This window comes from Rhodomicrobium udaipurense JA643 (assembly GCF_000636015.1).
Taxonomy (GTDB): domain Bacteria; phylum Pseudomonadota; class Alphaproteobacteria; order Rhizobiales; family Rhodomicrobiaceae; genus Rhodomicrobium; species Rhodomicrobium udaipurense.
Genome location: NZ_JFZJ01000217.1, coordinates 1 through 2,132 on the forward strand (window position 1 = coordinate 1; position 2,132 = coordinate 2,132).

The window sequence follows — 2,132 nt, forward strand, 5'->3', positions numbered from 1 at the left end:
ACGAGGCAGCCAGAACGGCGGTCGCCGACCTCGGCAATGCGGCTATCCCCTCCGGCAAACTCGCCCGACAACTCCAAGGCTACATCGTGCAGGTGCCGCCTAAGGCGCGCGCGCTCCTGATGGCGAACGGTCATGTGACTCTCATGGCGGAGGACATTCGCGGCGACCAGTTCGCAGTGCTTCAAGCGCCGCATCTCTACACGAAGGAAACGGGGCTGATCTGGGAGGATGCGGATTATCTGGGAGAGGAAAACTCGATCTGGTGACGCCGTGGCGTCTTCTGATGGACGTCACGGCGTTGTTTTTTCGAGAAAATAGACTCAACGAGAGTTTCGATCCACGCACTCTGAGTGCGACAAATTAGTCACCTATATAGGCTCGATGACAATGTCCAATTCAAACCCGGCCGGCCCGAAACGCAAACGAATGAAAATCCGATGACGTGGAGGCATGTGGCTACTCCGGTTCAGAGGCAACCATTGCCTCCTGAATGGAGGTCTAATATACTAATCGAGAGAAATAAAGCACGGAGGATTGCAATTTCGCACTTTCCCCAAAGGGAGGTTGAACGCTAATGCCCTACGGCATCCGACTGTTGGTTTCAGGTGAACGCGCCCTCTTTTGTCGCCCCGAAATGAAGGTGGAGCGCGTTTCCTACGACGTGATAACGCCTTCTGCTGCGCGCGGCATCCTCGAAGCCATTCACTGGAAACCGGCGATCCGCTGGATCGTCGACGAGATCCACGTGCTGAAGCCGATCCGCTTTCAGTCGATCCGGCGCAACGAGGTGGGCCACAAGGCGCCGGCTGGCAAGATCAAACAGGCGATGAACCGGGGCGATCTGGCCGACTTGCAGATATTGGTGGACGAGGATCGGCAGCAGCGCGCCGCTACCGTGCTCGTGGACGTCGCCTATGTGATCGCCGCGCATTTCGAACTGACCGAGCGCGCTGGCCCCGATGACAATGAGGGCAAGCACCTCGACATCTTCAACCGCCGTGCCGAGCGCGGCCAGTGCTTTCATCAGCCGTGCCTTGGCACGCGCGAATTCGACGCCCGCTTTGAGCTTCTGTCACCGGATGCGCCGCCGCCAACGCCTCACCCGGATGACCGTCTCCCGGCACTCGGGTTCGCCACGCCGCGCGACCTCGGCTTCATGCTGTTCGACATCGACCACGCCGCCCCCGGTCGCCCGTCGCTGTTCTTCCGCGCCGCGCTTCAGGACGGTGTGATGACGGTGCCGCATCCATTTTCGCCGGAGGTGCGCCGATGAGCATCCTCGCTTCGCTAGCAAACGCTTACCAGCGGCTGCCCGACGCGCCGCCCTTTGGGTTCTCGTCCGAGAAGATCGGCTTTCTGATCTCGCTCAACGAGGATGGCACCGTGGCTTGCCCGCCGGTCGACCTCCGCCAAAACGACAAAAAGCGGACACCGCGCACAGTCGCGGTTCCGGCCTCTTTCAAACGCCCTGGGATCACTCCCCGTTCGTTTTTCCTTTGGGACAATACCGCCTACGCGCTGGGGGTGACAGGCTCCGAGAGCAAGGATGCCGCTTCTAGGTACAAAGTATTTTGCGAGTACCACCTTGAGGCGCTTCGAGATACGACTGATCCAGGTCTGAAAGCTCTCATCATTTTCTTGAAGACATGGTCCCCGCGCCGTTTCGATGAAATCGGCTGGCCAGAGGAGATGAAGGACCAGAACATCATCTTCTGTCTTGAAGCCGACCGCAGGGCGAATATCTGGTTGCACGACCGTCCGGCGGCAAAGGCCTTGTGGTCGCGGCTTTCAGCGGAGGGCAACAAACCGGAAGCGATTTGCCTCATTTCCGGTGAACATGCGCCGGTCGCTCGCCTGCATCCGGCGATCAAGAATGTCTGGGGTGCTCAGTCGTCGGGCGCGTCGATCGTTTCATTCAATCTCGATGCATTTAGTTCTTATGGGCACGAGCAGGGCGATAACGCCCCGGTGTCCGAAGCGGCAGCCTTCGCCTACACGACCGCGCTGAACCGCTTCCTCGAAAAGGACAGCGGGCACCGCATCCAGATCGGCGATGCGTCCGTCGTCTTCTGGGCCGACGCGTCCGACGCGAACAAGGCCGCAAAGGCCGAAAACATCTTTGCCAGCTTCTG

Annotated in this window: 2 protein-coding genes and 1 pseudogene; all 3 read left to right on the forward strand. The window is 59.7% G+C overall.

The window, feature by feature from the left end; all coding sequences use genetic code 11:
- Nucleotides 1–266: pseudogene (locus T281_RS19230) on the forward strand (CRISPR-associated helicase/endonuclease Cas3); the annotation flags it as partial.
- Nucleotides 267–574: 308 nt separating this feature from the next.
- Nucleotides 575–1,273, forward strand: a complete 699-nt coding sequence (cas5c, locus tag T281_RS16920) for a type I-C CRISPR-associated protein Cas5c (protein ID WP_037242319.1) — start codon at nucleotides 575–577, stop codon at nucleotides 1,271–1,273.
- A partial coding sequence (gene cas8c / locus T281_RS16925) for a type I-C CRISPR-associated protein Cas8c/Csd1 (RefSeq protein WP_037242333.1) occupies nucleotides 1,270–2,132 on the forward strand: 863 nt, incomplete at its 3' end. The genes cas5c and cas8c, both read left to right, overlap by 4 nt.

What these genes read in the sequence shown, in the direction of transcription:
- cas5c (WP_037242319.1), top strand. Translation starts at nt 575, where the DNA reads ATGCCCTACGGCATCCGACTGTTGGTTTCAGGTGAACGCGCCCTCTTT.